General features: G+C 53.8%; 19 protein-coding genes. 11 read left to right on the plus strand and 8 right to left on the minus strand.

The window, feature by feature from the left end; genetic code table 11:
- Nucleotides 1-75 precede the first annotated feature (75 nt).
- The 7 genes from yhdP to csrD all read right to left on the minus strand — a co-directional run bounded on the left by yhdP (nt 76) and on the right by csrD (nt 10957).
- Nucleotides 76-3897, minus strand: coding sequence for an AsmA2 domain-containing protein YhdP (yhdP, locus tag HB631_RS09575; protein ID WP_213990908.1), 3822 nt, complete (start codon nt 3895-3897; stop codon nt 76-78).
- A 101-nt stretch (nt 3898-3998) separates the two neighbouring features.
- Nucleotides 3999-5468 carry a ribonuclease G gene (gene rng / locus HB631_RS09580; RefSeq protein ID WP_213990909.1) on the minus strand — a complete coding sequence of 490 codons (1470 nt, stop codon included), beginning with the start codon at nt 5466-5468 and terminating at the stop codon, nt 3999-4001.
- Between the two features lie 18 nt (nt 5469-5486).
- Entirely contained in the window at nt 5487-6062 is a 576-nt protein-coding gene (locus tag HB631_RS09585; protein ID WP_213990910.1) for a Maf family protein, read from the minus strand.
- An 8-nt stretch (nt 6063-6070) separates the two neighbouring features.
- A complete protein-coding gene (gene mreD / locus HB631_RS09590) occupies nt 6071-6559 on the minus strand; it encodes a rod shape-determining protein MreD (protein WP_213990911.1) in 489 nt (162 codons plus the stop codon).
- The gene (gene mreC, locus HB631_RS09595) at nt 6556-7581 is read right to left on the minus strand and encodes a rod shape-determining protein MreC (protein ID WP_213990912.1); all 1026 of its coding nucleotides are present in this window, start codon (nt 7579-7581) and stop codon (nt 6556-6558) included. The genes mreD and mreC overlap by 4 nt, the downstream gene beginning before the upstream one ends.
- 94 nt (nt 7582-7675) lie before the next feature.
- Entirely contained in the window at nt 7676-8719 is a 1044-nt protein-coding gene (gene mreB, locus HB631_RS09600) for a rod shape-determining protein MreB (protein ID WP_004385136.1), read from the minus strand.
- 309 nt (nt 8720-9028) lie between these two features.
- Nucleotides 9029-10957, minus strand: a complete 1929-nt coding sequence (csrD, locus tag HB631_RS09605; protein ID WP_213990913.1) for an RNase E specificity factor CsrD — start codon at nt 10955-10957, stop codon at nt 9029-9031.
- A gap of 277 nt (nt 10958-11234) precedes the next feature.
- Here csrD and msrP point away from each other — a divergent pair, with 277 nt between their 5' ends.
- From msrP to HB631_RS09660, 11 genes are all read left to right on the plus strand, one after another.
- The gene (msrP, locus tag HB631_RS09610; RefSeq protein WP_213990914.1) at nt 11235-12236 is read left to right on the plus strand and encodes a protein-methionine-sulfoxide reductase catalytic subunit MsrP; all 1002 of its coding nucleotides are present in this window, start codon (nt 11235-11237) and stop codon (nt 12234-12236) included.
- Nucleotides 12237-12836, plus strand: a complete 600-nt coding sequence (gene msrQ / locus HB631_RS09615; RefSeq protein WP_213990915.1) for a protein-methionine-sulfoxide reductase heme-binding subunit MsrQ — start codon at nt 12237-12239, stop codon at nt 12834-12836.
- A gap of 241 nt (nt 12837-13077) precedes the next feature.
- Nucleotides 13078-13530 (plus strand): type II 3-dehydroquinate dehydratase, encoded by a 453-nt coding sequence (gene aroQ / locus HB631_RS09620; RefSeq protein WP_213990916.1) that lies wholly within the window; start codon nt 13078-13080, stop codon nt 13528-13530.
- Nucleotides 13531-13550: 20 nt separating this feature from the next.
- Nucleotides 13551-14015, plus strand: a complete 465-nt coding sequence (gene accB, locus HB631_RS09625; protein WP_213990917.1) for an acetyl-CoA carboxylase biotin carboxyl carrier protein — start codon at nt 13551-13553, stop codon at nt 14013-14015.
- An 11-nt stretch (nt 14016-14026) separates the two neighbouring features.
- The gene (gene accC, locus HB631_RS09630) at nt 14027-15376 is read left to right on the plus strand and encodes an acetyl-CoA carboxylase biotin carboxylase subunit (RefSeq protein ID WP_213990918.1); all 1350 of its coding nucleotides are present in this window, start codon (nt 14027-14029) and stop codon (nt 15374-15376) included.
- A gap of 248 nt (nt 15377-15624) precedes the next feature.
- Nucleotides 15625-15867: a YhdT family protein gene (locus HB631_RS09635; RefSeq protein WP_213990919.1), complete on the plus strand. Its 243-nt coding sequence runs from the start codon at nt 15625-15627 to the stop codon at nt 15865-15867.
- Entirely contained in the window at nt 15857-17302 is a 1446-nt protein-coding gene (gene panF / locus HB631_RS09640; RefSeq protein ID WP_213990920.1) for a sodium/pantothenate symporter, read from the plus strand. Before HB631_RS09635 ends, panF begins: the two co-directional genes overlap by 11 nt.
- 18 nt (nt 17303-17320) lie before the next feature.
- The gene (gene prmA / locus HB631_RS09645) at nt 17321-18205 is read left to right on the plus strand and encodes a 50S ribosomal protein L11 methyltransferase (RefSeq protein WP_213990921.1); all 885 of its coding nucleotides are present in this window, start codon (nt 17321-17323) and stop codon (nt 18203-18205) included.
- Between the two features lie 449 nt (nt 18206-18654).
- The gene (gene dusB / locus HB631_RS09650) at nt 18655-19620 is read left to right on the plus strand and encodes a tRNA dihydrouridine synthase DusB (RefSeq protein WP_213990957.1); all 966 of its coding nucleotides are present in this window, start codon (nt 18655-18657) and stop codon (nt 19618-19620) included.
- 23 nt (nt 19621-19643) lie between these two features.
- Entirely contained in the window at nt 19644-19940 is a 297-nt protein-coding gene (fis, locus tag HB631_RS09655; RefSeq protein ID WP_132923611.1) for a DNA-binding transcriptional regulator Fis, read from the plus strand.
- Nucleotides 19941-20018: 78 nt separating this feature from the next.
- Nucleotides 20019-20693, plus strand: coding sequence for a MarC family NAAT transporter (locus HB631_RS09660; RefSeq protein WP_213990922.1), 675 nt, complete (start codon nt 20019-20021; stop codon nt 20691-20693).
- 26 nt (nt 20694-20719) lie between these two features.
- Here HB631_RS09660 and HB631_RS09665 read toward each other — a convergent pair whose 3' ends face one another.
- Nucleotides 20720-24553, minus strand: coding sequence for a DUF6543 domain-containing protein (locus HB631_RS09665; protein WP_213990923.1), 3834 nt, complete (start codon nt 24551-24553; stop codon nt 20720-20722).
- Nucleotides 24554-24558 lie beyond the last annotated feature (5 nt).

Here is a 24558-nt window from a genome sequence, read left to right on the forward strand (position 1 = left end):
GAAAGATGCCGGGTATAGAACCGGATGCGCACAGGTTTACCCTATCCCGGGGGTCACCGCCCGGAAAACCACGGCCTATTGGGCTTTGGCGGCCGGCTGGCGCGGCTGGCGCAATACTTCCTGGATTTTCGGCTGGTCCAGGCTGCCGCTGATATGGTAGCGTATTACCGAAATTTTATTCCACAGCGGCCCCAGGACTTTACTGGCGGCAAAAACCGCCGCGCCAACCACCGGATTGATGGCAAAGGCGGTGGCGACCCCGACGGTGGCGGAGATTTCAGGCGCCACCACCGCTTCCATATCGATTTTCTGTACATTGAAATTCACGTCGCCGGACATGGCGATATCCGCCTCCAGCCCGTCCACCAGCAAATCATTTGTATGCAACACGCCCGATTTAAGCCAGGCGGTGCCTTTGATGGAGTCGAAGTAGAAACCTTTACCGAAGGTATCGCTGAAATCAAACTGCAGTTTACGCAGCAAGGCGTCAAAACTCACCAGGCGTAATAATCGTCCGGCCCGGCCGCTGCTGATATTATCAATCTTTCCTTTGCCCAGATTGGTGTGCAATACCCCGTTTAAGGTGGGGATATCCACATTCCAGGGGAATGACTGCCAGTGCAGATCGTAATCCACAGTAAACGGCGCGTCGCGTAGCGGCGTATCGATACCGAGATAATCATTGGCCACACCGATATCCTTGCCGCTGAGCTTGCCTTTCACATCGGTCTGGTTCTGCGCGCCGTGCCTTGACCAGGCGCCGGTGAGGGTCAGCCGGGACTTGCCGGTATCCACCACGCCGTTGGTCACCTCTAGGGAATCCTGGCGGGGAGTGATATCCGCCGCTACTCTCCCCAAATTTTGTCCCATTATCCAGCACTCTTGGCAGCGCAAGGCGATGGACGGCCAGTTGCTGAAGGAGTGTGCCGGATCGTCGCCGCTGAGCAGGCTATTCTGATCGTTATCGCCAGCGGTCGACGGCGTCTTCGGCCACAGCGGATTGTAATAAAGATATTGGATATCCGCTTGCCAAGGCCCCCGATCCGGTAGGGTCAGTTTCCCGTTGATTTCTTTGCCGCGGGCCACGACGGCGCTGCCGCCGGGAATATTGGCCCGGGTCAGCGCCAGGTCATGCCACTGCTGTCCCCCCAGGGTCAATAGCGGCGTATTGAGCGTAAGCGCATCGGGGAAACGGAATCGGCTGACCACCGCTTTGCCCTCCGATCGCGATTCCGGCGTCATCAGCGCCAGCCACTGCTCGCCGTCCAGGGAAGGCAAATTGAGCGTCAGGCTATCGTCGGCAGGCAATGGCGGCACTTTGCCGCCCGCCGCCGCCCAGGCGCCCCGTTTCAGGGTGACCTGTTTACCCATTAACCACTCGGTATTGAAGGTATTCTTGCCGGCGCTGCCGCTCAGGGTAAAACCGGACAGGGTGCCGCTGGCCTTTACCGCCAGTGGGAAGGGTTGTCCGTTGCGTTTATCCAGCGGAGGAGGTAAGTGACTACTCACATTTTTTAAATCGCCGCTGACGCCGATGTTGTAAGTGGGTTTACCCTTTAACGGCAGCGTCACCGCGATGGTGCCTTGCCAATCCGCCTGGCCGGAGAGCGCCTTACGGAACGGCGCCGGTAGGCCGGTCAGCCGTTCCATGGCCAAAACGCTTTGCAAACCGACATTGATATCATATCGCTCCGGCAATTCAAGGGTATTAAAACCAATATTAATGGGCTGACCCAGCCACTGCGCCTTCAAACCTTCGCTGTCCAGGTTGCCGTTGTGATAGCGGAATTGGCCGTTCAGGGCGCTCATGTTCATGCCCAGGGGTTTTATCAATAGGCTGTTATTGTTCAGAATCACATTGCCCGATGCGGTGACGGGCAAACCGTCAAGAGGAATATCGAGATGTAAGCCCCCACTAACATCCCCGCCGATTTGCAGTTGGTCCAGTGTCGCACCCAGGGATTTTTTGAGCGGCGTCTGATTGAAATAATCCCCCACCGCCTTGCCCGAGCCGGTGATATTCGCATCGATCAGCAGCAGTTCCTTGGAATAATCGGGGATGGCCGCCGCCACGTCGTGACCGGCGGCATCTCCCAATTGAGCCAGGGGCGCGTGCATGAACAGCCCGTCGTTGAGAAAATCAAGATCAATGGCCAGGTCCGGCAAATGCGGCCAGTCAGGTTCAAACTCATAATCGGCGTGACGCAGCGGTACCCATACCTCGAACTGACCGTCGTTATGTTTGAAAGGGAACTGCTTGGGATCGCCGGCGAACACCAGCGTGGCGTTATCCACCTGGCCGCCTTTCAGCGCGCCGGTCAGGTAATTCACCAGATGCGTGCCCATCAGGGGTTCGGGGAAATAACGCCAGGCCTGGGCCGCGTCGTACAGTCGGATGCCGGATAAGATATCCAGCCAGGGTTCGCCCTTGATCGGTTGGTGAAAATAAAAATCGCCGGTCATCCACAGCGCTTCGGCACGCAAATCCAGGTTCTTGCCCCACAAGGCCAGGCCTTGTTCATTATTCTGCCAATCAAGGGTGACCCGGGCTTTTTGCACCGCCAGCGGCGCGCGGAACATGTTCTGATATGGCAGGGTGCTGTTATCCAGCGCGACGTTAAGCTCCCCCTGCTCCAGGGTACCGGCCACCGAACCGGCCACATGATCCGCGCCTGGCAACAATTCCCATTGCCGCCAGGTCACATCGTGCCAACTCCCTTGAAAACGGATTTTTTCCGGGTTTTTAAGGGGAATATCCAGCGCCAGCGCCGAAAAGGTGCCCTTGGGCTGCAGATCCTGCCAGCGCGCGCGGAATGCCGGGGTGATAAACGACACCAGCGGCAGCAGCGGCGTGAAACGTTCCAGCATCACATCCTTGGCGCGCACCCGGATTTCGCCGGCCTGATCCGGCGTGAACAACCGGTTTTTTTCCGGCAGCCAAAACAGGGATAACGCGCCGGGAGCCCATGAGTCGCCGTCGGTGGCGATATTAAGGCGCGGAACGTCCAACTGCCACCCTTCCCCCTGCTGGCTCAGGTGCAAGGCCAGCCTCGATACATCAAGCCGGTGCTGGTCGCTCCCGTCCTGCCACTGTGCGGCGCCCTGGCTGAGAAAGACATCGCCGCCGGTGATATCCCCATGATCGAGGTCCAGCCAGGCGGCCAGACTGAAGTCGGCGCTTTTCAGCCCGGTCTGATCGCGCAGCCATTGGCTGAACCAGGGTTTTAGATCAATGTTGTCCGCCCGCAGATAGACTTTACCGTTATCCAGCAAGCCTTTCTCATCGTTAAGGTCCATGCGCAGTTGGATGGCGCCCTGCTGCGCCTCGACATTGGACAGGCTGATAAGCCCCTCCGCACGATGCCGCTGGAAGGTATTAAGCCAGGTGAGCTGCGGCACCGCCAGGGTGCTGCGTTCTCCTGAGGGAGTAAGGAAGGAAAGCTCGCTGTCGCGTAGGGTAAAATGGTCGAGCTGGCGTAAAAACAGGTCGGAGAACTGATCGGATTTGATCGGACTGCCCTGATGATCGCGGCCGAGCAAGGTAGAATTGAGATCCAGCCGCAGCCGGTAGAAAGTGACATCGCGGAATTGCCAGCGCCAATGCAACAGGGATTGCCAGACGTCCAGCGCCACCGTGACCCGCTGAATGCTCAGTTTCTCGCTGTCGGTGACGGATTCGATGCCGCCGATATCAAGGGTCGGGCCGAAGGACTGCCAACTGCCGTGCATATCGCGCACCTGAATATGGGTGCCGTAAACGGCATTGAGCCGCCCGAGGATTTGCGGTCGGAAAGTATCCAGATAGGGCATCGTCAGACGTAACCCGCTCACCGCTAACGCCACCAGGACAATCAGGGTTGCACATAGGGCCAGCAATATCCCCGGCAGTCGCTTCACGCCTTTCTCCTTGCTTCCCGTCGCTCTCCGCCCACGAAAAGAGTGTTATTTTTATACCCGAACCCGTTGCTGACATCAATAACGGCGGGACTAAATCATCACTACATCATCACTACATCAAACTGTTCCTGGCTGTAAAGCGGTTCAATCTGAACTTTCACCTGTTTTCCAACGAAAATTTCCACTTCCGCCAGCGCATGGGACTCATCGCTTTTCAGCGCATCCCCCACCGCCGGGGACGCGTAGACCAAAAACCGATCGGAATCGTATGCATGATGAACCCGGACAATCTCCCGCATAATTTCATAACAGACGGTCTCAATGGTTTTCACCGTACCGCGCCCATGACAGGTAGGACACTCGCTGCAAAGCACATGTTCAATACTTTCGCGGGTACGTTTACGGGTCATCTCCACCAGTCCCAGTTGCGAGAAGCCGTTGATGCCGGTTTTCACGCGATCCTTGCTTAACGCCTGTTCCAGGGAGTGCAACACCCGCCGCCGGTGTTCCTCATTATTCATATCGATAAAATCGATAATGATGATCCCCCCCAGATTACGCAATCGCAGCTGGCGCGCAACGGCCTGGGTCGCCTCGATATTGGTATTAAAAATGGTTTCATCGAGATTTCGATGGCCGACAAAAGCGCCGGTATTAATATCGATGGTGGTCATAGCCTCGGTCTGATCGATAATCAGATAACCGCCGGATTTCAACTCAACCTTACGCTCCAGGGAGCGCTGAATCTCGTTTTCCACATCATAAAGATCAAAAATAGGCTGCTTGCCGTTGTAGTGTTCAAGCTTATGGGTCATTTCCGGAATATATTCAGCGGTAAATTCCAGCAGCAAATCATAGGTCAGCCGGGAATCCACCCGGATACGATCCAGGGCCGCACCGGCAAAATCACGCAGTATCCGCTGCGCCAGCGCCAATTCACCATAGAGCATATATTTGCTTTGATCACGGCGCTTGCGTTCCATGACCTTGGTCCACAGGCGTTTAAGGAAGGCCGCATCCTGTGACAGCTCCTCTTCGCCGATACCCTCGGCGGCGGTGCGGATAATAAAACCGCCTTGTTCATCGCAATACTCCGCCACGGTACGTTTCAAGCGCTCGCGCTCTTCTTCGCTGTCGATGCGTTGCGACACCCCCACATGGGCCGCGCCGGGCATGAACACCAGGTAACGGGAGGGCAGGGTGATATCGGTGGTCAGGCGCGCGCCTTTGGTGCCGAGCGGGTCTTTCACTACCTGGACCATGATGTCCTGACCCTGTCTGACCAGTTCGGCGATATCCCGCACATGGAAATTTTTTTGTTCTTCACCGGCCACGCATTCGGTGTGCGGCATAATATCGGACGCGTGCAGAAACGCCGCCTTTTCCAGACCGATATCCACAAATGCCGCCTGCATTCCCGGCAGGACCCGACTGACACGGCCCTTGTAGATATTACCGACAATACCGCGCCGCGCTTCACGTTCAATATGAATTTCCTGCAGGATACCGCCGTCAATATAGGCGACCCGCGTCTCGGAAGGCGTGATATTAACCAGTAATTCAGCTGCCATGTTATCCTCGTACCTTGTTTAGTGCCATTTTAGTGCCATGAATCTACTGAGCAACTCTGAGGTTTCCACCAGTGGTAATCCCACCACGCCGTGATAGCTTCCATTGATAGCTCTGACAAATGCCCCTCCCAATCCCTGTATACCGTAGGCACCGGCTTTATCCATCGGTTCACCTGTTGCAATATAGCGATGAATATCCTGCTCCGACAACTGGCGGAAAGTGACCTCGGTCACGACGCTATGGCAAAGTTGATATTGCGCGTCCGCCAGGGCGACGGCGGTCATTACCCGGTGGCTCTCTCCGGACAGCGCGGACAACATCATGGCGGCGTCGGCCGCATCACGGGGTTTCTCCAAAATGCGATCGTTGAGTACCACAATCGTATCCGCCCCCAAGACCGGACGCGGTTCCGGCGCGATGGCCACCCCCGCCAGCGCTTTTTCCAACGCCAGTCGCCGCACGTAATCACCGGGCGGTTCCATCGGCAGCCGCTGCTCGACAATCGGCGCGGAAAGCACGTCGAACGGCACCCCCAGCAGGGTGAGCAGTTCCTTACGCCGTGGCGAACCGGACGCGAGATATATCGGGACCATTGTCGTCCTCATTGCACGGAAAATTGGCGACGGACTTTACGCATCAGCAAAAACAGCCAGGGCCACAATACGCCGTCCACCACGCTGCTCCAGAAAATTTCCGGCCGAAACGAAATATTAATCATCAGGAATTCGGCCCAAAATACAATGACATGCATGCTCAATGACAGTACCACCACAATAAGTGATTGCTGCCATAAGGCCATATTCCTGAATAATTGAAATTTGAAGGCCACCAGATAGGCCAGGATGCTTAACGCCAGTGCCCTGACGCCGAGAATAGAGCCCAGCACAAGGTCCATTACTAGTCCGAGCAGGAAACCGGTGCCGACGTTGACACGGTGCGGGATGGCCATGACCCAGTAAATCAGCACCAGGCTGACCCAGGAAGGCCGGAATAGATAAAGCTCATCCGGCCAAGGCATGATTTGTAAAATGATGGCTATCAAGAAAGAAAGCCAAATGACCCAACTACCGTTGCGGCGATAACGATTCATTGATTATCCCCGGTCGCCCGAGGCGCCGGCGTATTCAACGGCGCGGCCGGCGTATTCAACGGCGCGGCCGGCGTATTCAACGGCGCGGCCGGCGCAGGCCCCATGCTATCCTGAGACGGCAATACCTGCGGCATCATTTGCATCAGCCGTTCATTGGCTACCCGATGAACCTCGGCGGGAGGCAACGGCACTTCGCCCCGCGGATCGGCGCCCCATAACAGCAATAAATAGCGTAAACGCTGGAGCTGAGCGGTGGGCCTGGCCTGAATCACGGTATAGGCCCGCTGGGTATCCACTTTTACCGAAGAGACCACCGCCACCGGATATCCTTCGGGGAAACGTCCGCCGAGACCCGAGGTCACCAGCACGTCCCCCACCCGGATATCGGTATTGCCCGGCAGGTGTTCCAACTGCAGATCCTCAGTGCAGCCGTTACCGGCCACAATCACCCGGATATCGTTGCGCAGCACCTGTATAGGCAAGGCATGGGAGGCATCGCAAATCAACAGTACCCGGCTGGTAAGTTTACCGGCGGCCACCACCTGGCCCACTACGCCTTTATCGCTGATAACCGGCTGTCCCACATACACGCCGTTGTCCACGCCTTTATCAATCACCACCTGATCGCTGTAAGGATCGGTACTGGTGGAGATAACCTGCGTCACCATCTTTTGCTCGTCCTGGCGCAGCGGCGAACCCAGCAGCTCACGCAGACGGGCGTTTTCCTGCCGGTATTGCCCCAACAGCAACTGCTCGCTGTTTTTCAGCAGCAGCTCCTGGCGCAGGGCGTGGTTTTCCAGCTCCAGCTGATCCCGGGATGCCAGGGTTTGGAAAAGATTATCCAGAATCTTGCGCGGACCATTGGCCAGAAAATAGAACGGACTGACGGCGGTGTCCATATAGGCGCGTATCTGGACAAACGAACCGAGCCGACTGTCGGCGACAATCACCGCGATGGCAACCATGACAGCCAGGAACAAACGGAGTTGCAGAGAGGGTCCCCTGCTAAAAATCGGCTTCATAAGCTATGCATTTTCCTCAACAAAAAAGGGGGGCGCCGACCAGGATGAGTAATCTCAGCGTTCACCCGGCTGGTTCCCCCCTTTTCGAGGCAGGTTATTCTTCGCTGAACAAATCGCCGCCGTGCATGTCGATCATTTCCAATGCCTTGCCGCCGCCACGAGCGACACAGGTCAAAGGATCTTCCGCCACCACTACCGGTATGCCGGTTTCTTCCATCAGCAGACGGTCGAGATTTCTCAACAACGCGCCGCCGCCGGTCAACACCATGCCGCGTTCGGAAATATCGGACGCCAACTCCGGCGGACACTGTTCAAGGGCCACCATCACCGCGCTGACGATCCCGGTAAGGGGCTCCTGCAACGCCTCAAGGATCTCGTTGGAGTTCAGGGTAAAGCCCCGGGGAACCCCTTCGGCCAGATTTCGGCCGCGTACTTCGATTTCCCTGACTTCGTCTCCCGGATAGGCGGAGCCGATTTCATGCTTGATGCGTTCGGCGGTAGCCTCACCGATCAATGAACCGTAATTGCGGCGAACATAATTAATAATAGCTTCATCAAAGCGATCCCCGCCAATCCGCACTGAAGAGGAGTACACCACGCCGTTGAGTGAAATCACCGCCACTTCGGTGGTGCCGCCGCCGATATCCACCACCATCGATCCGGTGGCTTCGGAAACCGGCAGACCGGCGCCGATGGCCGCGGCCATGGGTTCTTCGATCAGGAATACTTCACGGGCACCCGCGCCCTGAGCTGACTCGCGGATAGCGCGGCGTTCAACCTGGGTAGCACCTACCGGAACGCAGACCAGCACCCGAGGACTCGGACGCATAAAGCTGTTGCTGTGAACTTGCTTGATAAAGTGTTGCAGCATTTTTTCGGTCACGAAGAAATCGGCAATCACACCATCCTTCATCGGACGGATTGCCGCAATATTGCCGGGAGTACGTCCCAGCATTTGTTTGGCTTCATGGCCGACGGCAGCAACGCTTTTAGGCGAGCCGGCGCGATCCTGTCGAATCGCGACGACGGAAGGTTCATTCAGGACAATGCCCTGTCCTTTTACATAAATCAGGGTATTGGCTGTACCCAGGTCGATGGACAAGTCGTTGGAAAACATGCCACGAAATTTTTTAAACATAACTGAAGGATAATCCTGCAAGCTGGGGCGAAAATAAAATCCGCCTACTTTACCAACCACGAGAAGCAGCGGCAAGGCGCTGCTTCAATGAAAATACGTCCCCGTTAACATTCCCACACACCGAATATATCCCTGACGCGGTTTCAAGCCAGGCTTCCCGTGAAATAAATTCTCCCGCTTGCGGTCAATGGTGATAACACCAAGCAGTAAATCCGACAGGTCACCTGATCCCAGGTAATGTAAGTGCCTACTAACCGTTTCGGTTAATGGGCGTATTGTACGTTAATTTTTCACGAACTTTTATACTAATCACGCATCATGACGTGAATATTTTTTTACCAACTCTTCCAAAGACACAATCGGCGCAAAAAAATCACCCTGCCCCCCCGCCACGGCATGATCCGTTAAGGTTTGCCATTCCGATTGCGTTTTGACGCCGGTGGCAAAAACTTGTGTCGGGGTACCGATGCAGGCCTCCGGCAGACTTTGCACAAACAGCTGGTTTTCCGATCGCCTGTGGATATCCCTGACCAGGCCGGGATGCAGCTTGATCATGGCGATGGGCACGGCCGTTATATACGCGGTGCTGACGATGGTCAAACCCGCCTGTACCACGGCAAGACGACAGCCCAATCCGGTTAACAAACGTAACGCCGGACGCAACGGCACCAAATATTGACACAGATCCGCCTCAACAAGTTCAAACATAATTTGCTGTCGCCGAGATTTTTCGCATTGCATCAGGGTATTGCGCAACCACACCAGGAATCCGTGCCGCAACAGCGACCCGGTGCTGATGGTGAACGCCAGCACGTGATCCGGCAATTGCGCCAACAGGGGGATAATCCGGCTCAACTGCTGACGATCGTACTGCTCAATCAGGCCCAATTGCTGAAGCACCGGCAAAAATTCGGCGGCGGCCACGGTCTGGCCGCCCTCGATAATGCGGTTAATCATCACCACATGATCGAGACAGCCCTCGCGGGTATAGGCCCCGCGGGCAAACAATTGCGGTCCGCCTTCTGATAATGTGCGCTCAAGCAGCGTGCGCCACTTGACATTACCGCGCACCGACTCGGGGGTCCGGCTATCGTAAACCGACCAGGTATTGCTCCCTTGCAAGACGGCTTCACGGGTAGCCCGCTCCACGGATTCCATCACCTCCACCGCCGTTTGTCCCTTACGGTAGCCGCAAATACCGATATTCAGTAAATCATCCCGCTGGCGTACCGGCAGCCCCGTCAGGGTATCCAGACCGCCGATTATCTGCGCCCCGAGGGACTCCGCCTCTTTCAGGGAGCAGTGGGGCAACAGCACCGCCAAATCGCCGTGAAAATAGCGCGCCAGAAGGGCATTGGGATAGCGCATGACAAATGTCGAGACCAGATTGATCAATGCGTGCAGCAATCCGTCGGTAGGCGGATTGCCGGACCGGTCTTCCATAATATCCGCGTCGGTGGATCGCAGCAGCATCACCACGCCATGGGCGCCCACTTCCTGATTTTCTTCCAACTGCAGCCCGAGCTGATTATCAAAAAACAGCCGGTTGCTCAGACCGGTTTTCGCATCCCGCGCGGCAAAAGCCCGGATAAGTATATCCACCCGGCTGCGCTGTTCACGGGCCTGAGCCAGATCGCTCAGCAAGCGGTCGATGGCGCTGCCGGTGAGGGAAGGCGGCTCACCGGCGCTTTCCCGTACGCTGTCCCGTTCGCCGTGAATGATACGTTTAGCCCGGTACTCCAGGGTCTCCTGGGGCTGGATTTGCCGTCGCAACCAGCTGAATCCCGCCAGAAGCGATAATACCGCCAGCACAATGGCGACACTCACCGGCGCCGTCACCTCAAGGGTATGGCCCTCGTTCAGCGGCGCGGCTCGATAGGAGAGGGTGACCAGCAGGTCGGGACGATGGGGCAACGTCAACCGGCGCTGCCGATAGCCGTAAGACGTCTCGGCGGGTTCGGCGGATAAGGGGAAACGATAGAGGACCTTATCGCCTTGCCGGATTTCCAACCCGCCGACGCCGGTGCTTGTTAACGCATAGGGCAGCCAATGGTCAAGGCCGGACAGCGGCTCGGTTAATAACGCCTGATCCAGCGACAAGGCCAGCGCCGCCATTTGGCGATCGGTGTGGTGCTGGTTGAGATAAAAAAAACTCAAGGCGCTGCTCGACAACATCAATAGCATCACCAGCGAGCACAACAAGGCCATCATTGCGGAGAGTTTGACGATTAATCGCATCCCTGTGCCCCGATAAAAGTCTGAGGTAAACCCGCGACCAGAAGAGTGAAAGCGCGCAAAGCCCTCTCGCGCCGCCGCCTGTGCCGCCGGTTACAAAACAAAGTGTATCGGTAGTTGCTTTAAATTGACATATTTTTACCCAATGCGTTCATAAATTATCCAAATCCCGCCTATGATAATGTTGCAAGTTAACCGCGCCTTTAACCGCAGCGGAACTGTACGATTTTTTTTGCACCATACTTATACGACCCCGCTGTTATATCCCCTGGAGCCTGTCATGACCCGTTACCGTGCATTACGCGACGCCGACGTTACCGCCGAGGAGGTCTTTTTCCAACGGCGGAAAGTATTGAAAGCCTTGGGGCTCACCGCCGCCACGCTAAGCCTGCCGTTCCAGGCCCGGGCGGATATCGCCTCCTGGATAAAACGCCACGAGCCGCCCAAGGCGCCGCCGGGCAAAGCCCTGACCTTTAGCCAACCGGCACAGTGGCACACCGGGCTGCCGTTAACGCCGGAGGATAAAGTCAGCGGCTACAACAACTTTTATGAATTCGGCATGGATAAATCCGACCCGTCCCATAATGCCGGCGGCTTGAAAACCGACGGCTGGAAGGTGCGTATCGACGGCGAGGTCATGAAACCCATTACGCTGGATATGGACGATATCTTCAAACGCTTTCCCCTGGAGGAACGGATTTACCGGATGCGCTGCGTGGAGGGCTGGTCGATGGTGGTGCCCTGGATAGGCTTTGAGCTGGGAAAACTGCTAAAACTGGCGGAACCCACCGGTCAGGCGCGTTTTGTGGCGTTCCAGACCCTGGACGATCCGGCGCAGCTGCCGGGAGAGAAGGACAGCCTCCTGGGAGGCGGCCTGGCCTATCCTTACGTGGAAGGGTTGCGGCTGGACGAAGCCATGAACCCGCTGGCGCTGATAACGGTGGGGGTTTACGGCAAAACCCTGCCGCCGCAGAACGGTGCGCCGATACGGTTGATTACTCCCTGGAAATACGGTTTCAAAGGCATAAAATCCATTGTCAGCATCCGACTGACCCACGATCAGCCCCCCACAACCTGGAATCTCGCGGCGCCGAACGAGTATGGCTTTTACGCCAACGTGAATCCCCATGTGGATCACCCGCGCTGGTCCCAGGCGACGGAACGGGTAATTGGTTCCGGCGGCATCCTGGATGTGAAACGCCAGCCGACCCTGTTGTTCAACGGCTATGCCAAACAGGTGGCGGGGCTGTATCGCGGACTTGACCTACGGGAGAACTTCTAAGTGCGGTTGACTCTCAAGCAAATCTTTTGGCTGAAAATCCTGCTGCACCTGGCGGCGTTTCTGCCGTTGGTCTGGCTGGTTTATGCGGTAATGCAGGGGGATTTCAGCGCCGATCCGGCCAAGGATATCCAGCATTTTACCGGCCGGACAGCGCTTAAACTGCTGCTGGCCTCGCTGCTGGTGACGCCGCTGGCCCGTTACGGCCGCCAGCCGTTGCTGATCCGCTGCCGCCGTCTGCTGGGCCTGTGGTGCTTTGCCTGGGTCACTCTGCATCTGCTCAGCTATGCGCTGCTGGAACTGGGCATCGACAATCTGGGCCTGCTGGGCAGCGAACTGGTGAGCCGGCCTTACCTGACGCTCGGCATTATCAGTTGGTTCATCTTATTGGCCTTGGCGGTGACTTCCACCCAGGGCGCCCAGCGCAAACTGAAGCGTCGCTGGCAAACGCTGCACAATTTGATCTATGTGGTGGCGATCCTCGCCCCGATTCATTACCTTTGGTCGGTAAAAATTCTCTCGCCGCAACCCCTGGTGTATGCCCTGGCGGCGGCGGTGCTTTTGGCCCTGCGTTACAAAAAATTTCGTCAATGGCGGTCATAAGACCGGAAGTTTTTATTTCTATCCCCGCTGAAAATGCGCTATCTTGCTCTCCACTTTGCAGTAGGTGCCAAGGTCAACTTCGCGGATAACGCCAGTATTTAGCGGCGAAAAGCCGCGATATCTTGGGAATGTATAAAGCCGCCGACATTCTGCGGCGAATTTTGCAGCAAAAAGATGACAAATTGATACCAGAAGGTTATTTTCTACCGGGTATCATCAATTAACGGGAGATAGCGGCACGATGGCGGACAAATTGCACATTTTGCTTCTTAACGGCCCCAATCTGAATTTGTTGGGGACGCGGGAGCCGGATAAATACGGACATACCACCCTTGCGGATATCGTCAGCAATCTCCAAGAGCTGGCGACGGAGCTTGACGTCCGGTTCAGCCACCTGCAATCCAACGCGGAACATGTCCTGATAGAGCGTATTCATCAGGCTCGCGGCAACACCGATTTCATCGTCATCAATCCCGCTGCGTTCACCCACACCAGCGTGGCCTTGCGTGACGCGCTGCTGGCGGTGAATATCCCGTTTATTGAAATCCATCTTTCCAATGTGCATGCGCGTGAGCCTTTCCGCCATCACTCCTATCTTTCCGATATCGCAGTCGGCGTAATTTGCGGCCTCGGTGCCGACGGTTATTATTTTGCTTTTCAGACGGCGGTTAAACGGCTGTCTGCATCCAATTAATTAGTGTATGGAACCCACTCATGGATATTCGTAAGATCAAGAAGCTGATTGAACTGGTTGAAGAATCCGGTATTTCAGAGCTGGAAATCTCCGAAGGCGAAGAATCGGTTCGTATCAGCCGCGCCCCGGCGATGCCCGCCTATCCGATGATGCAACAGGCGTATATTCCCGCCGCACAACAGCAGCCGGCACCGGTTGCCGCCCCCGTCGCCGCACCCGCGGCGGAAGCCGCCGTGCCCGCCACCATGAGCGGTCACCTGGTGCGCTCGCCGATGGTGGGCACCTTCTATCGCACACCGAGCCCGGACGCCAAACCTTTTGTGGAAGTCGGCCAGAAAGTCAACGTCGGCGACACATTATGCATTGTCGAAGCGATGAAAATGATGAACCAGATCGAATCCGATAAAGCCGGCGTTGTTAAAGCCATTTTGCTGGATAACGGTCAACCGGTTGAATTTGACGAGCCGCTGGTCGTCATCGAATAACGAGGCGCCACATGCTAGATAAAATAGTCATCGCCAACCGTGGTGAAATTGCGCTGCGCATTTTGCGCGCATGCAAGGAATTAGGCATCAAAACCGTGGCGGTACACTCCACGGCGGATCGGGATCTTAAACATGTCCTGCTGGCGGACGAAACCATTTGCATCGGGCCGCCGCCCTCCATAAAAAGCTATCTGAATATCCCGGCCATTATTTCAGCGGCGGAAATCACCGGCGCTGTGGCCATCCATCCGGGTTACGGCTTTTTGTCGGAAAACGCAGACTTCGCCGAACAGGTGGAACGCTCGGGATTTATCTTTATCGGTCCGCGCGCCGAGACCATTCGATTGATGGGCGATAAGGTTTCCGCCATCAGCGCCATGAAAAAAGCCGGTGTGCCCTGTGTGCCGGGCTCCGACGGACCGGTGGGCGACGATATGGAAAAAAACCGCGCCATCGCCAAACGCATCGGTTATCCGGTCATCATCAAAGCCTCCGGCGGCGGCGGCGGTCGCGGCATGCGCGTGGTGCGCAGCGACAATGAGCTGGATTCCTCCATCGTCATGACCCGTGCCGAAGCCAAGTCCTCTTTCAACAACGACATGGTCTACATGGAAAAATACCTGGAAAACCCTCGTCATATCGAGGTTCAGGTATTGGCTGACGGACAGGGCAACGCCATTTACCTGGCTGAGCGCGACTGCTCCATGCAGCGCCGTCACCAGAAGGTGGTGGAAGAAGCGCCTGCGCCGGGCATCACCGAAGCCATGCGCCGTTACATTGGCGAACGCTGTTCCAAAGCCTGCCGGGATATCGGCTACCGCGGCGCCGGCACCTTTGAGTTCCTGTATGAAAACGGCGAGTTTTTCTTTATCGAGATGAATACCCGTATTCAGGTGGAGCATCCGGTGACCGAAATGATTACCGGCATTGATCTTATCAAAGAGCAGCTGCGAGTGGCCGCCGGCCAACCGTTGTCCATCAAGCAGGAAGAGGTGGTGGTGCGCGGCCATGCGGTGGAATGCCGAATCAATGCCGAAGATCCCAACACTTTCATGCCTTGTCCCGGCAAGATCACCCGTTTTCACGCGCCGGGCGGTTTTGGCGTCCGTTGGGAATCGCATATTTACGGCGGTTATACCGTACCGCCGTATTACGATTCCATGATAGGCAAGCTGATTTGTTACGGCGAAAACCGCGACGTGGCTATCGCCAGGATGAAAAATGCCCTGGCCGAGCTGATTATCGACGGCATCAAGACCAATATCGATTTACAGCTTAGAATCATGAATGACGAAAACTTCCAGCATGGCGGCACCAATATCCACTATCTGGAGAAAAAGCTCGGCCTGCAGGAAAAATAACAGTCTTGACAGCGCTGGGGGTTAACAAGCCGGTCTGAATGTATTGACAAGCTATACGGGCGGGACAAGGCGCTAGATCGTAAACACGCCGTGAATCCATCCATGGAGGCTCGATCCGCGCCATCCATGGCGCGGACGGTTTACTCTTCTATCACCCTGCCCCGCCTTATTGACCACGAGCCAGTTCTTCAGCAATCTAGGGCCGGTTATTACCGGCCTATTTTTTGACTTCTATCGGCACAAAGATCATGGATAAACGATTTCCCCAGGCTCACCGCGAAGCCCGTTGGGCGTTCGGCCTGGCGGTGGCGTACCTGATTGCCTGGCTGCTGGCCGCCTATCTGCCGGACGACAAGCCGGGCATCACCGGCTTGCCCCACTGGTTCGAAATAGCCTGTTTATGGATGCCGCTGCTGTTCCTGGTGCTGTGCTTCCTCATGGTGCGCTTTATCTATCGCGATATCCCGCTGGAGGATAAAGATGCAAACTGAGATCCTTATCCCCCTGATTGCTTATCTGGCGCTGGTATTTATCCTCTCCGTCTACGCCTATCGCCGCCGCCAGAAAGGCGATTTCCTCACCGAATATTTCCTTGGCAACCGCTCCATGGGCGGTTTTGTGCTGGCGATGACCCTTACCGCCACCTATATCAGCGCCAGCTCGTTTATAGGCGGGCCCGGCGCCGCCTATAAATATGGCCTCGGCTGGGTGCTGCTGGCCATGATCCAGGTACCGACGGTCTGGCTCTCTTTGGGGGTGCTGGGAAAGAAATTCGCCATCCTGGCCCGGCGCTATAACGCGGTGACCCTGAACGATACGCTGTTGGCCCGTTATCACAGCCCGCTGCTGGTCTGGTTGGCCAGCATCAGCCTGCTGGTGGCGTTTATCGGCGCCATGACGGTCCAGTTTATCGGCGGCGCGCGCCTGCTGGAGACCGCGGCCGGCGTGCCCTATGATACCGGCCTGTTGATTTTCGGCGTCACCATCGCCCTCTATACCGCTTTTGGCGGCTTTCGCGCCAGCGTGCTCAACGATGCCTTCCAGGGGCTGGTGATGTTGCTGGGTACCTTTATTTTGCTGTTCAGCGTCATTCACGCCGCAGGAGGACTCTCCGCGGCGGTGACAAAACTTCACCACATTCAGCCGGCGCTCACCTCCCCCGCAGGGGTCGATCATATTCTGTCCCCGCCGTTCATGGCGTCGTTCTGGATCCTGGTCTGTTTCGGCGTGATCGGCCTGCCCCATACCGCCGTACGCTGTATGGCCTATCGCGACAGCAAAGCGGTGCACCGCGGCATTATCATCGGCACTCTGGTGATCGGCGTTTTAATGCTCGGCATGCACCTGGCGGGTGCGCTGGGACGGGCGATCCTCCCCGATCTGACCATCCCCGATCAGGTGATCCCGACCTTGATGATCACCGTGCTGCCGCCGCTGGTCGCCGGGATCTTCCTGGCGGCGCCGCTGGCGGCCATTATGTCTACCATCAATGCGCAACTGCTGCAATCCTCGGCGACGATCGTCAAGGATCTCTACCTGAGCTTGCGCCCTCAGCAGGCCGGCAACGAACGCCTGCTCAGCAGAATGTCCGGCATGATAACGCTTATTCTCGGCCTGTTGCTGCTGGTGGCCGCCTGGCGGCCGCCTGAAATGATCATCTGGCTGAACCTGTTGGCGTTCGGCGGACTTGAAGCGGTATTTCTCTGGCCGCTGGTGCTGGGTCTCTATTGGGAGCGCGCCAACGCCGCCGGTGCGCTAAGCTCGATGATTTGCGGCGGGGTCTGTTATGCCGTGCTGGCCACGATTAATCTGCAAATCGGCGGTTTCCATCCCATCGTGCCCTCTCTGCTGCTGAGCCTGCTGGCCTTTGTGGTGGGCAACAGATTCGGCGGCCACCGCCCCCAGGCGGAACCGGCCGGCCTTTAACTTTTTATCGGAGCAGCCATGCCCTGGATTCAACTTAAGATCAATACCACCGACGCCGACGCGGAAACCCTGAGCGACGCGCTTATGGAAAACGGCGCGGTCTCGGTCACCTTTCAGGATACCCACGACAACCCGGTTTTCGAGCCGCTGCCGGGCGAGACGCGTTTATGGGGCGATACCGATGTCATAGGGCTCTTTGAAGCCGACATCGATATGGCGGCGGTAATAGAGGCCCTGGCGGGCCATCCGCTGCTGGGAAAAGGTTTTGCCCACAAAATCGAACAGCTCGAAGATAAAGATTGGGAAAGGGAATGGATGGACAACTTTCATCCCATGCAATTCGGCCGCCGGTTATGGATTTGCCCGAGCTGGCGACCGGTACCCGATGCCGGCGCGGTAAACGTGATGCTGGATCCGGGTTTGGCCTTCGGAACCGGCACCCATCCCACCACCGCCCTCTGCCTGCAATGGCTGGACGGACTCGATCTCGCCGGCAAGACCGTTATCGATTTTGGCTGCGGTTCCGGTATTCTTGCCATCGCGGCGCTGAAACTGGGGGCATCCCACGCCATCGGTATCGATATCGACCCCCAGGCCATTCAGGCCAGTGGGGACAACGCCCGGCGCAACGGAGTGGAAGAGCGCCTTACCCTGTTTCTATCCCAGGATAAGCCAGACAGCCTGCGTGCCGACGTGGTCGTGGCGAATATCCTGGCCGGGCCGTTAAAAGAGCTGGCCCCGCTGCTCAGCGCCCTGCCGGAACAGGGCGGGCTCCTCGGCCTGTCAGGGATCCTCGCCAGCCAGGCGGAGGGGGTGGCGGCGGCCTATGCCGACGCGTTCCTGCTGGATCCGGTGGCGGAAAAAGACGAATGGTGCCGGATTACCGGCCGCCGCCGCAAATAAGACAATGACCATATACCCTAGATAATTCGAGTTGCAGTAAGGCGGCAACGCAGCGAATCCCCAGGAGCATATTCGTGTAAGTGACTGGGGTGAACGAGGACAAATCTGCCTGGAGCAGATTTGAACGCTGCTTGCAGCGGCCCCGCAGGGGCGAGGCCCATGGAAGGGCCGAGTATTGCCAACGCACCTGCAACTTGAAGTATGACGGGTATAACTCGTTCTGAACTTGCCGCGCCAGACATGACTAATTGGTGAAAAAAAATTGACCGCACAAAAGGTGTTTATATCTGTAACCGTATGTAATATAGGCAAAAATATCAATACCGGTCATCCAAAGAACATTTTCATTGATCTATAGCAGAGGATTGTTCAAAGTTTGGCCTTTCATCTGACGAAAAAAATGCGTAATATACGCGCCCTTGCGGACACAGTATGGTCACTCTTTGTCTATGCGTATTGGACAGCTTCAGCTCGCTAATTGCCTGATGGCCGCTCCGATGGCCGGTGTGACAGACCGTCCATTCAGAGCGCTTTGTCATGCAATGGGGGCCGGATTGACATTTTCCGAGATGCTTTCCTCTAATCCTGAGGTATGGCGCACGGATAAGTCACGTCTGCGTATGGTACATAGTGATGAGCCCGGTATCCGGGCCGTGCAGATTGCCGGGTGTGATCCTGCTGATATGGCTGCCGCCGCCGTCATTAACGTGGCGAACGGCGCACAGCTGATTGATATCAACATGGGTTGCCCCGCCAAAAAAGTGAACCGGAAAATGGCGGGTTCCGCCTTGCTGCAGTTTCCGGATCTGGTGAAACAGATCCTGTTAACCGTGGTAAGGGCGGTAGACGTGCCGGTAACGCTGAAAATACGCACGGGTTGGTCGCCGGAACACCGTAATTGTGTAGAAATTGCCCAATTGGCCGAAAATTGTGGTATACAGGCCATCACGATTCATGGCCGCACCCGCGCCTGTTTATTTAACGGCAACGCGGAGTACGACAGTATTCGGGCAGTTAAGCAGTCTGTCACCATTCCGGTTATCGCGAATGGCGACATCACTGACCCGCATAAAGCCAGAGCGGTATTGGACTACACCGGGGCCGACGCCCTGATGATAGGACGTGCCGCTCAGGGAAGACCCTGGATCTTCCGGGAAATCCAGCATTATCTGGAAACGGGGGAAACGCTGTCGCCGCTGCCGTTAGGCGAGGTTAAGCGTTTGTTGATAGAGCATGTACGGGAATTGCACGACTTTTACGGTCCAGGCAAGGGATTCCGCATTGCTCGTAAGCACGTCTCCTGGTACTTACAGGAGCATGTCCCTGACAACCAGTTTAGGCGCATATTCAACGCCATAGAGGATGCCGGCGAACAGCTGGAGGCGTTGGAGGCATATTTTGAAAATCTTGCGTAATTGAAAAAAGAGCTGACAGAACTATGTTCGAACAACGCGAAAATTCTGACGTACTGACCGTTTCCACCGTTAACTCTCAGGATCAGGTAACAAAAAAACCGCTGCGGGACTCGGTGAAACAAGCACTGAAGAACTATTTTGCTCAATTAAATGGTCAGGATGTTAATGATTTGTATGAGCTGGTATTGGCTGAGGTGGAACAGCCACTGTTGGACATGGTCATGCAATACACCCGCGGTAATCAAACCCGCGCGGCCCTGATGATGGGTATCAACCGTGGCACGCTGCGTAAGAAATTGAAAAAGTACGGTATGAATTGATATCGTAACTTAACTTATTAATAATAAAAGCGTTAACGGGAGACCGTTAGCGCTTTTTTAATAAGGAAATTTAATCATATGGGCGAATTATTCAGAGCGATAGGCCTAGGCCTGCTGGTGCTGCTGCCTCTGGCCAATCCCTTGACCACCGTGGCATTGTTCCTGGCCCTGGGCAAAAACATGAGCCAGGAAGAGCGTAAGCGGCAATCGCTCATGGCCTCGGTCTATGTCTTTATCATCATGATGACGGCGTATTATGCCGGCACGGTGGTGATGAATACCTTCGGCATCTCTATACCCGGCCTGCGCATAGCCGGCGGTCTTATTGTCGCGTTTATCGGTTTTCGCATGCTGTTCCCGCAGCAGAAAGAAGAGCCCGACGACGAGCCGCATAAACCGAGTGACGGGATTCACCACCATCCCGCCCCCAACATCGCCTTCGTCCCGCTGGCCATGCCCAGTACCGCGGGCCCCGGCACTATCGCCATGATTATCAGCTCAGTCTCCACCGTGAAAGACTCGGTGTATTTTTCACCCTGGGTGATAACCGTCGCGCCGGTGCTGATTTTTCTATGCGTAAGTCTCATCCTGTGGGGATGTCTGCTCAGCTCCGGCGCCATCATGCGCATGATAGGCGAAAGCGGCATCGAAGCGGTCTGCCGGGTGATGGGTTTTTTGCTGGTTTGTATGGGCGTGCAGTTTGTCATTAACGGTACGCTGGAAATCATTTCCAATTATCCGTTAAAACTCTGATTGGCTGGAATGCTACCCGTTAAACATCATGTCATCTTCCTGCCGGTGAAGATATCCTTGGCAGAGGGAGCGCTTTGGGCGCGGCTGACACCGACGATATAGACCGGGTTGCCCTTGATATCATCGGCTGGGGTAATACTGACCACTTTCAACGCTGTCATAGGCTTTATCAAAATATGATCGATTAGGAAACCGGTACCGGCAATTTTTTTAGGCACATTTTTATCGAATATAATAATAATCTGATCTCCCTTGGTTTTAGAAAATTGTTTAGTCCAGCTCTCTTTCCAGCCAATGCAGTTGCCGGGCAACGCGGAGGCTGACATAAACCCTTTATCAATTACAATATCCCCTTCCCTCACCGACTGGCCGTAAACGCCGGCGGGATATTCAACGGTTCGAAAGGCATAACTGTCAAAATCATGCATATTTTCATAATCTGACAGCAGTTCGGCCGCCTCTTCATCGGCATGCAGCGTTTCCTCGTTAATAGACCGGGTGCCGAATCGCAGCCAATCATTGATAAAATCGCTACCCGATTCGGTATACTCTTCCAAGGCGGGAGAATTAATCTGCTTTTCGGCCAAACTGCACAGCAAATTGGAATATTTTTCAATATACTCAGGTGAATTATTGAAGGTGGAATATTTCTTTTTGAGTAATCCCTGTATCAGTTGCACTTCACTCTTTAAACAGTCTATGCCCTCATTGGGAATGTCAAAATTAAGTCTTCGAATATTATTGAGACTTGAAGTATATTTATTTACTTCATATGAAGTTATTTCTTTTAAATTCACCCTGAGTCCCTTGATATCAGCAGTTCTGAAAAAAGTCTTATCCTTTACCAGGATAGCGATATCCGAGACATCCGCGGCATAAAAATTGATAGGGTAACCCCTGTTCTTTAACTGTACGGAAAATTTTACCGGAATGTCCTCAGCTTCCCAAAACGAGCTTATATTTAGCCCCAAGGGTTTATCAAGCCCGGCCAGCACAAAGTTTTCATTCATAAACAAATCGTTCGGCTTTAGTTTTAAAAAATCGCTTTTTTTCATTCTGCCATATTTAAATATCGTACACTGAGCTGGTTTTACCTTAGCTAAGGCGGAATGTATATTCTCTATTTGTCGGAAAATATCTGAATCGATAACCGCAGAACGATGCCTGATTGACATGCGCTGATGCAAAGCGTCGTTGACTTGCTGCATATTTTTGTATTGGTAGTCTGCCAGCGCTTGTTTCTCATAAACGTTAAGGGGCTGATTGACCCTCATTTTTAACAATTTAGGCTCGGAGAACGCCTGGCTGAACATCTCTCCAATACGCTCCATTCGAGTGACAATGTAAGACTGTCTTTGTTCGATGCTAAAGAAAACCCGAGCCAGCTTCACTTGACGCCAATGCATTCCGGGTTTGAATATAACAAAGCCATTACCCATTTCTCTGACAGGAAAAAAACTATTAGAAAAGAGAATAAACTTTTGATTGTTAGCTCTATCTATAAATAATTCTCCATCCTTGTCATATAAAATATTAGGTTCACGATTATCGTATAAGGGATTTGCTTCTAGATGCTTGGCCAGAATTCTTCTTACCTGAGGAGAAAATTGCGGCAGGCAAAGGCGGTTCCCCCATGTTCTGATAGACCTCACCACTTTGCAAGTATAGGGGGCCGATGGACGCCATTTTTTCAAATTGATCATCCGATATTGTTTCGACCTTTTATTGAACCAGATACCAAATTCGTTTTTTTTGCCAATAAAATAATAACCAGAATGCCCGGTTGGTCTCACTTGATAAATTTTACTACCTACCTTAATGTAGTGACTGCCTAAAGCATCATGCAGAATGCCAAACCTATTGGGCGCGGACAACTCAGATAAAGAAATATCCATCTCTTTAATATTTGAATGGGCAATCTTTGTTAACATCGTTTGATGAAAAGTTATCTCATGATTTATCTTACCGCCGGGGGGGTTTAATGTGCGTCCTTTAAAGGTAAAAACCTCTCCTGATGTTAAGCGCCCCGTTGAGCGTATATTAACCATCTCCTTTTTCACCTGCTCAGACACCGGAATATTTTCAAGCCTGAACTCCGCGCCTTCATTATAAACGATGGAAAACCTGCCTTCCAATAGCCCGCCCAAGGCAATCAGCGCCACGTTTACGCAATCGTCTAACACCAAATTCTGGGCCTCTTTTCTTTCTGGCTCATCATCTCCATTAACCATTTTATCAATGTCCAGACCCAAGGAAACAAAGGGAGTGACTGGGTTAGGCAAAAACATATTCATGATGGAAAAGTACTTGATAGCCATATCCCTTCGCACCTCTGCATTGGATTTTATCAGGCTGTCGGCATCGCTTAATGCCCGGTTTTTCTGTTGCATGACAATAAACCGGATCAGATCATCCTTGATTTCAATTCGTTTCCGCCAGATGTTGTCCAGGTATTTTTTTGCCCCGTCGGCTTCCCCGAACATCTCCAGCCAGCTGTCGATACCATCATAAAAATTTCCATTCTGCCTGTTATAAATTGAAAAATGGCTTGCCATAATATCCCGGTTCTTTTTTTTCCTGCAATTTGTTATAAACCATGTTTTCATTTCCTTCAGACTGTGAAAGTGGAAAATGCTCTTCGGCTCACCCGGTATATAGAGTACATAGTGTAATGAACTTTCAATAGCCAACACAATGATATCGGTAGCCGTATAACCATTGATATCAAATAAATATTTTTTTATAACTATTTTTTTATGAGGAATGATATTGAAAGCCTGCAAAAATAAGTCAGTATACTTTTCATTAGATCGGGTTAACCGACTAAGTGCTGAGAGGAATTGAGCCAAATAAACGTATTGAGGTATATCCGTCTGCCAATATTTATTCAATTTATTTATATATAAATTAAAAAAGTCCATCTCAATGATTATATTGGCAACGACAGAAGGCTTAATCGGCAGCTGATTCTCGCTGCCGAAAGATTCCGTGAGTGATGCGGAAACGTTATAAATCCCTGTCATTTGATCGACAACATCCAGGTTGTCCCGAGCGTCGGCGGAAAAGTTATTCAGCACGCACTCAGTCAGCGTAGTTGCCTCTATGGGCCTGGCGCTGTCGTGGCGCCACCCGGTAACCGATGCGGGATCATTTTCCGCCGACGTAAACCGATAAAAATAATGCTTATCGGGGTCGAGAGACAAACCGGTTTGTTTAAATAACGCTTTTTTAATTTCATCGGCCGCCACCTTATATAAATGAGGATACGTTTTTTTATAGACATCCAATATTGTTTTAATCGATCCCATTTTGCCCCATGGCATAAAACCCGCGGCCTTGGCAGAGTTTGGTCTTGGCCCCGGTTTTTTGTTTTTCTGGCCATCGATATCACTTTCATATTGTCGAGGTGCCGTATTATTTGCCTTTTTACTGCTTGATTTATGGACATCATGCTTGTTTTTATGCCGAACTTTGTTCCCGTTCATTATTATTCCGGCGTCCTTATTTAGGCTATAACGTGAGTGATTATGCTTAGGCACGGGTTCAATGACATCATTTTGGAAGTTAGTTATATCAATAAATCTTTTAGAAATAGGATGAGTGTCAGCTTTTTTTATTTTAAGTGCCTCTGGTATCCTGCCCGCCGGTAAAGAGGAGCCGTGGGATGCTCGGGTGACATTGGTAAGTAACAAAATAATATTCAGTAATAATGAAGCACGTTCATGTCTAGCCCGATTAGCGGGCATCTCAGTCAAACGGTTGATAAATGATTGCTGTTGTTTATGAAATATAAATCTTCCATTTTTTTGATTATTGTACAAACCGATCTGCTTTCTATAATTATTATTTGTTGTGCTCATTAATA

It is taken from the genome of Sodalis sp. dw_96, assembly GCF_018449575.1.
Lineage (GTDB): Bacteria > Pseudomonadota > Gammaproteobacteria > Enterobacterales > Enterobacteriaceae > Acerihabitans.